Consider the following 6,409-nt stretch of genomic DNA (forward strand, 5'->3'; position numbering starts at 1 on the left):
GTCGTCACGGTCGACCGTCAGGTCGTCCGCGAACTTCCGGTCGCCGGTGGCGTCGGGCACGTACTTCACACAGACAACGATCCTCAAGCTCACGCCGGCTCTCCTACTGCATCGTCATAACTGGGCTGCCTTGTTGCTCGCAGCATAGGCGCCTGAAGGGCGGGTTTCCGGTCAGGGCGTCCGGTGCCCCACCGAGATATTACTCGCCAGTACACCCAGTTCGTTACCGCTGAGCAAGCGCTCAGGCATGTGACCTTGCCAACGCCCGGAGTGCCCCGGGTACGGGAACTCTCAGTCACGCAGCGCGTTGAAGCGCCCCTGGTGGTAGAGGAGCGGCCGGCCCGTCCCGCCGGGGTCTCCGGCGACCGCCTCGGCGATGACGATCCGGTGGTCGCCGGCCGGCACCCGGGCGATCACCCGGCAGACCAGCCAGGCCAGGACCCCGTCGAGCACCGGCACACCCTCGGGCCCCCGGCTCCAGCCTGTCCCTCCGCCGAAGCGGTCGGCGCCGCTGCGCGCGAAGGTGGCCGCGAGGTCCTGCTGGTGCTCACCGAGTATGTGGACGCCGACGTGCCCGGCCTCCGCCAGTACGGGCCAGCTGGAGGAGCCCGTACCCACCCCGAAGGAGAGGAGCGGGGGGTCGGCGGCGACGGAGGTGAGCGAGGTGGCGGTGAAGCCGACGGGCCGCTCGCCGTGCGCGGTGACGACCGCGACGCCGGCGGCGTGCCGGCGGAAGACGGAGCGGAGGAGATCGGGGGAGGCCTGCCGGGGCGCACCGAGGGTGGGAACGGTACGGAGCTCGGGGGAAGCCGTCATGGAACTGTCCTTCTTCGGGGGCGGCGTGCGGCAGGTCCAGGGGGCGTCAGACACCCGGACAGCGCGCGCTCGCGTGGCGCGCCAGGTCGAGGTGGACCCGGCGGTGGAGAAGGAGTTCTTGAGGCACCCCGTCAGGGTGACGACGCGTGGTCGGGGCAGTCAAGTGCGTACCGGGATGTGGGAGGAGTGTCACGGCGTCAGACGGCCTCTCCGAGCGCGGCGATGACATCGGCCTTGCGCGGCTGTCCCGCCGCCCTGCGGACGACACGGCCGGAGCGGTCGAGGACGAGGACGGTCGGGGTCCTGGTGACGCCGAGGGCACGGACGAGGTCGAGACGTTCCTCCGCGTCGATCTCCACGTGGCCGACGCCCGGCACCATGGCGGTCACCTCGGCCAGGGTGCGGCGGGTGGCCCGGCAGGGCTGGCAGAAGGCGGTCGAGAACTGGACGAGGGTGGCCCGCTCCCCCAGCTCGGCGCCGAGCGCCTCCGGCCCCAGTACCTCCGTCATGCCGTCCCCTTCTCCCCGTTCTCCCCGGTTCCGTCTTCGGCCGTCGGCCGGACTCCCGGGCGTGCCCGGGAGTCCTGACCAGGTTCAGCGTCTTCCGAACGCTCATGATTCCCGCCGATCAGCCTCGCACGGGAGGGTTCGTTTCCCGCCACGGGGACCCGGCGTGACGAGAATCTCCCCCTACGACGCCACGTGGACTGGTTATGGCGCCGTACTTGGGGCACGATCTGCCCAAAGCCGAAAACCTACGGCCGCGTAACTTCGCCGGGAGAGCCCTCCCCAGGCATTGAAGAAGGGGTTCCTCTTCCCATGGCAGAACTCGTCTATCGTCCGGTCATCGGCGCCGCCCAGACCCTGTTCAAGGCGCTCGACCTGAAGATCGACAGCCAGGGCTCGGAGCACGTCCCGAAGACCGGCGGTGCTGTGCTCGTCAGCAACCACATCAGTTATCTGGACTTCATCTTCACCGGACTCGCGGCGCTCCCGCAGAAGCGCCTGGTGCGGTTCATGGCGAAGGACTCGGTCTTCCGGCACAAGATCTCGGGGCCGCTGATGCGCGGCATGAAGCACATCCCGGTGGACCGTTCGCAGGGCGAGCACGCCTATCAGCACGCGCTGGAGTCGCTGCGGGCCGGGGAGATCGTCGGGGTCTTCCCCGAGGCGACCATCTCCCAGTCGTTCACGCTCAAGAGCTTCAAGTCCGGCGCCGCGCGCCTCGCGCAGGAGGCCGGCGTGCCGCTGATCCCGATGGCCCTGTGGGGTACGCAGCGGATCTGGACCAAGGGCCGGCCGCGGAACTTCCGGCGGAGCCACATCCCGGTGACCATCCGCGTCGGCGAGCCGGTGGAGGCCCCCGCCGACCAGTACGCGGGAGCGATCACCCGGCGGCTGCGCGAGCGGGTGCAGGAGCTCCTGGAAGCGGCGCAGCGCGCCTACCCGGTACGCCCCAAGGACGCCGGCGACACCTGGTGGATCCCGGCGCACCTGGGCGGTACGGCTCCGACGCCGGCCCAGGTCAAGGAAGCCGGCTGACGCGGGCGCGTCCCCGGGCCGGGGCCGCGCCGGCCGGGAAGGCCGGCCGGGGCGCGGCCGGGCGCCGGTCCCTCACGCCGGGTCGAGGACGGTGATCCGCGCCCCGGGGCTGACCTTCCGCAGGGATCCGGCCAGCTCCGCGCCCGCGGCGAGCAGTGCGTCGCGGCTCATGGGGGCGAGCGACTCCAGCAGGAACAGGGCGTCCGTGGTGTCCTCGTCGATCCGGGTCCGGGGGCCCTGGCGCCAGTTCCAGCGGCGGCAGGTGACCCCGGCCTCGTCGCACCAGACGACCTCACCCGGCTCCGGGTGCTCCACCGTGTCCTCGCCCCCCGCCACGGTGACGAAGGGCTCCTCGCCGGTGGCCCGGACCAGTCTCATGCCGCCCTGGATCCTGCCGAGGTCCTCGCCGCCGACGGGAATCAGGTGGGCGACGCTGACCGCGTTGTAGGCGTCGACGAGCCGGTTGATCCGGGGCAGCCCGGCCTCCGTGAGGGCCCTGCGGGCCAGCGCCTCGGCCGAGTTGCGGGTGCGGGAGGGTTTGGCGCCGAAGGCGGAGTACGCGGACCGCCAGGCGGCGACATGGGGATCCTGGTCCGGGGTCCGCCCGCCGAGGTGGTCGGTGAGGCGTCGTACCGCCTCGTCCAGGAGCGCCGAACTCGTCGCGTCGCTGGGTCCGTTGACGAGGCCCCGGGCCTCGACGGCGAGGTGGGTGAAGCCGGGGACGAGGGCGCGTACCTCGTCGGAGACGGTGAGCGTGGGTGTCATGTTCCGCCGTTCGGTCTTCGGGACGTCACAGTTCCGAAGGAAGGGTCTGCCAGAGGTGCGTCCGGTCGGGCGCCTCCTTCAAGGCGCGCAGGACCACCGGATGCGGTTCAGTGTAGAGCACCGGATAGTCCACTTCATTGAACTCCGGGCGGACGGCCCACGCCAGCCGCTCCCGAACGAGGCGCGCCAGGTGACGCGCGGGTCACCGGCGTCATGGGAGTGCGGGATGGTGTCCCGGACGAACGCGTAGGCGGCTTCGGAGTATGCGTATGCGCCCGGATGTCGCTCCGAGAGGTGCGCGACCCCCTCGCGCACGCGCGGGTGCTCATGGTCCACGGCCTCACCGGCGGCCAGGTAGGCGGAGAGGTCGGGAGTCCGCTGGACGAGTTCCATGCGCGGCGAGCATAGGCGTGCGGCCGGAGGAAATCAATGAATTTCCATCCGGCCGCATAATCATGCAGGAGAAGGGGTGGCGTCAGCGCGCCATCTCCTCCTTGAGCGCCTGGAGGAAGGCGTCCACGTCGTCCTCCGTCGTGTCGAACGAGCACATCCAGCGCACGTCACCGGCCGCCTCGTCCCAGAAGTAGAAGCGGAACCGCTCCTGGAGCCGGCGGCTGACCTCGTGCGGCAGGCGGGCGAAGACCGCGTTGGCCTGGACCGGGTAGAGGATCTCCACCCCGTCGACGGCTCGCACGCCGTCGGCGAGGCGGCGGGCCATCGCGTTGGCGTGGCGGGCGTTGCGCAGCCACAGGTCCTTGGCGAGCAGCGCCTCCAGCTGCACGGACACGAAGCGCATCTTGGAGGCGAGCTGCATCGACAGCTTGCGCAGGTGCTTCATGTGGCTGACGGCGTCCGGGTTGAGGACGACGACGGCCTCGCCGAACAGCATGCCGTTCTTCGTGCCGCCGTACGACAGGACGTCCACGCCGACCGCGTTGGTGAAGGCGCGCATGGGCACGTCGAGCGAGGCGGCGGCGTTGGCTATCCGGGCGCCGTCGAGGTGCACCTTCATGCCCTTGGCGTGGGCGTGGTCCACGATCGCGCGGATCTCGTCCACGGTGTAGACCGTGCCCAGCTCGGTGTTCTGGGTGATCGAGACGACCTGGGGCATCGCCCGGTGCTCGTCGTCCCAGCCCCAGGCCTGCCGGTCGATCAGCTCGGGGGTGAGCTTGCCGTCCGGGGTGGGCACGGTGAGCAGCTTGAGGCCGCCCATGCGCTCCGGCGCGCCGCCCTCGTCCACGTTGATGTGCGCGGACTCGGCGCAGATCACGGCGCCCCAGCGGTCGGTGAGCGCCTGGAGCGCGGTGACGTTGGCCCCGGTCCCGTTGAACACGGGGAAGGCCTCGGCCGAGGGACCGAAGTGGCTGTGCATGACGCGCTGGAGGTGCTCGGTGTACTGGTCCTCACCGTAGGCGACCTGGTGGCCGTCGTTGGCGAGGGCGATGGCCGCGAGGACCTCCGGGTGGGCGCCGGCGTAGTTGTCGCTGGCGAAGCCCCGGACCGACGGGTCGTGGTGACGACGTGCGTCGGTCCTGGGGCCGAGAGCCGCGGTCACGGCTTGGGGGTCAGCCACAGACGCTGTCCATTCACTTCCTGGGCGGGCCTGTCCCACAGGCCGGCGATCTCGTCGGCGAGGTCGTTGACGTCGGTGAAGCCCGCGAACTTCGCGTTGGGGCGCTCGGCGCGCATCGCCTCGTGCACCAATGCCTTGATCACCAGGATCGCAGCCGCCGCCTGCGGGCCCTCGTCGCCCCCCGCCTTGCGGAAGGAGTCCGCCATGGCGAGGGTCCACGCCTCGGCCGCCGCCTTGCCGGCGTTGTACGCGGCGTTGTTGTGCTGCGGCCTGTGCGCGCCCACCTGGCTGATCAGGGCGTACCGGCCGCGGCCGCCGCTCCTGAGCAGCGCGTCGTGGAAGGCGAGCGAGGTGTGCTGGACGGTGCGGACGAGGAGCTTCTCCAGGAGGTCCCAGTCCTTGAGGTCGGTCTCGGTGAAGGAGGGGCTGCCGCGCCAGCCGCCGACGAGGTGCACCAGGCCGTCGATCCGGCCGAACTCCTTCTCGGTCTTCGCCGCCCAGTCGCGGGTGGCGCCGAGGTCGAGGAGGTCCACCGTGTCGCCGACGACCGTGGCGCCGCCGTGGGCGTACCGGGCGGCGTCCACCGCCTCGGCCAGACGTGCCGGGTCGGCGTCGGAACCGACGACGGTGGCGCCGGCCTCGGCGAGGCGGAGCAGGGCCGCGCGGCCCGCGGGGCCGGCCGCGCCCGCGACCGCGATGACGGCGCCGTCGAGCGCTCCGCCGTTTCCGTTCGCCTTCATGGGCGTGGCCTCCTCCGTGTGCCGGGGGTCTTCGGTGACTGCGCTCACGCGGCGACCCGCGCGGTCGGCGCGACGTCGGCGGCGGTGATGCCCTTGGTGTCGGCGATCACGCCCTTGAGCTTCTTGGCGAGCGCCTCGAAGAACATGCTGAGGGGAAACTCGTCGGGAAGCACGTCGTCCACCAGCTTGCGCGGCGGGAGGGAGAGGTCGAGGGCGTCGGGCCCCTTGGCCCACTTCGAGCCCGGGTGCGGGGCGAGATAGGTGGAGACGAGCTCGTACGCCTTGAACCAGTGGACCAGCTTCGGGCGGTCGATGCCCTCGCGGTAGAGCGTCTCGATCTCGGCGCAGAGCTGGTTGGTGACCTGGGGGGCCCGCTTCCAGTCGATCTTGAGCGTGTTGTCCGTCCAGCGCACCACGTCGTGCTGGTGGAGGTACGCGAAGAGGAGCTGGCCGCCCAGTCCGTCGTAGTTGCGGTTGCGGTCGCCGGAGACCGGGAAGCGGAACATCCGGTCGAAGAGGACGGCGTACTGGACGTCACGGCCGTGCGTGTTGCCCTCGGCCTCCAGCTTCACGGCCTCCTTGAAGGCGGTGAGGTCGCAGCGGAGCTCCTCCAGGCCGTACATCCAGAACGGCTGGCGCTGCTTGATCATGAAGGGGTCGAAGGGCAGGTCGCCGTGGCTGTGGGTGCGGTCGTGGACCATGTCCCAGAGGACGAAGGCCTGCTCGCAGCGCTGCTGGTCGTCCAGCATGGCGGCGATGTCCTCGGGCAGGTCGAGGCCGAGGATGTCGACGGCGGCCTCGGTGACCTTGCGGAAGCGCGCGGCCTCGCGGTCGCAGAAGATGCCGCCCCAGGTGAAGCGCTCGGGGGCCTCGCGGACGGCGATGGTCTCCGGGAAGAGGACGGCCGAGTGGGTGTCGTACCCGCTGGTGAAGTCCTCGAAGGTGATGCCGCAGAAGAGCGGGTTGTCGTAGCG

At 70.9% G+C, this 6,409-nt stretch carries 7 protein-coding genes and 2 pseudogenes; 1 reads left to right on the forward strand and 8 read right to left on the reverse strand.

Annotation, left to right across the window (positions count from 1 at the left end; translation table 11 throughout):
- From RIF68_RS23305 to RIF68_RS23315, 3 genes and pseudogenes are all read right to left on the reverse strand, one after another.
- Nucleotides 1-93, reverse strand: a pseudogene (locus RIF68_RS23305) (electron transfer flavoprotein subunit beta); the annotation flags it as partial.
- A 198-nt stretch (nt 94-291) separates the two neighbouring features.
- A complete protein-coding gene (locus tag RIF68_RS23310; protein ID WP_309053240.1) occupies nt 292-816 on the reverse strand; it encodes a flavin reductase family protein in 525 nt (174 codons plus the stop codon).
- Between the two features lie 197 nt (nt 817-1,013).
- Nucleotides 1,014-1,325 (reverse strand): thioredoxin family protein, encoded by a 312-nt coding sequence (locus tag RIF68_RS23315; RefSeq protein WP_309053241.1) that lies wholly within the window; start codon nt 1,323-1,325, stop codon nt 1,014-1,016.
- Nucleotides 1,326-1,634: 309 nt separating this feature from the next.
- Between RIF68_RS23315 and RIF68_RS23320 the strand changes: the two genes are divergently transcribed.
- Nucleotides 1,635-2,357, forward strand: a complete 723-nt coding sequence (locus tag RIF68_RS23320) for a lysophospholipid acyltransferase family protein (RefSeq protein WP_309053242.1) — start codon at nt 1,635-1,637, stop codon at nt 2,355-2,357.
- Between the two features lie 72 nt (nt 2,358-2,429).
- Here the strand turns inward: RIF68_RS23320 and RIF68_RS23325 are convergent, their stop codons facing one another.
- The 5 genes and pseudogenes from RIF68_RS23325 to RIF68_RS23345 form a co-directional block, all read right to left on the reverse strand.
- Entirely contained in the window at nt 2,430-3,122 is a 693-nt protein-coding gene (locus RIF68_RS23325) for a phenylalanine--tRNA ligase beta subunit-related protein (RefSeq protein WP_309053243.1), read from the reverse strand.
- 25 nt (nt 3,123-3,147) lie between these two features.
- Nucleotides 3,148-3,515 (reverse strand): annotated as a pseudogene (locus RIF68_RS23330) (hypothetical protein).
- 82 nt (nt 3,516-3,597) lie between these two features.
- A complete protein-coding gene (locus tag RIF68_RS23335; RefSeq protein WP_309053244.1) occupies nt 3,598-4,677 on the reverse strand; it encodes a low specificity L-threonine aldolase in 1,080 nt (359 codons plus the stop codon).
- Complete coding sequence (locus tag RIF68_RS23340; protein ID WP_309053245.1) at nt 4,674-5,435, reverse strand: SDR family oxidoreductase; 762 nt, start codon at nt 5,433-5,435, stop codon at nt 4,674-4,676. Before RIF68_RS23340 ends, RIF68_RS23335 begins: the two co-directional genes overlap by 4 nt.
- Nucleotides 5,436-5,479: 44 nt before the next feature.
- Nucleotides 5,480-6,409: DUF6421 family protein (locus RIF68_RS23345; RefSeq protein WP_309053246.1), on the reverse strand; the 930-nt coding region annotated here is incomplete at its 5' end.

The organism is Streptomyces sp., from assembly GCF_031178505.1.
Lineage (GTDB): Bacteria > Actinomycetota > Actinomycetes > Streptomycetales > Streptomycetaceae > Streptomyces > Streptomyces gulbargensis.

What these genes read in the sequence shown, in the direction of transcription:
- RIF68_RS23310 (WP_309053240.1), bottom strand. Translation starts at nt 816, where the DNA reads ATGACGGCTTCCCCCGAGCTCCGTACCGTTCCCACCCTCGGTGCGCCC.
- RIF68_RS23315 (WP_309053241.1), bottom strand. Translation starts at nt 1,325, where the DNA reads ATGACGGAGGTACTGGGGCCGGAGGCGCTCGGCGCCGAGCTGGGGGAG.
- RIF68_RS23320 (WP_309053242.1), top strand. Translation starts at nt 1,635, where the DNA reads ATGGCAGAACTCGTCTATCGTCCGGTCATCGGCGCCGCCCAGACCCTG.
- RIF68_RS23325 (WP_309053243.1), bottom strand. Translation starts at nt 3,122, where the DNA reads ATGACACCCACGCTCACCGTCTCCGACGAGGTACGCGCCCTCGTCCCC.
- RIF68_RS23340 (WP_309053245.1), bottom strand. Translation starts at nt 5,435, where the DNA reads ATGAAGGCGAACGGAAACGGCGGAGCGCTCGACGGCGCCGTCATCGCG.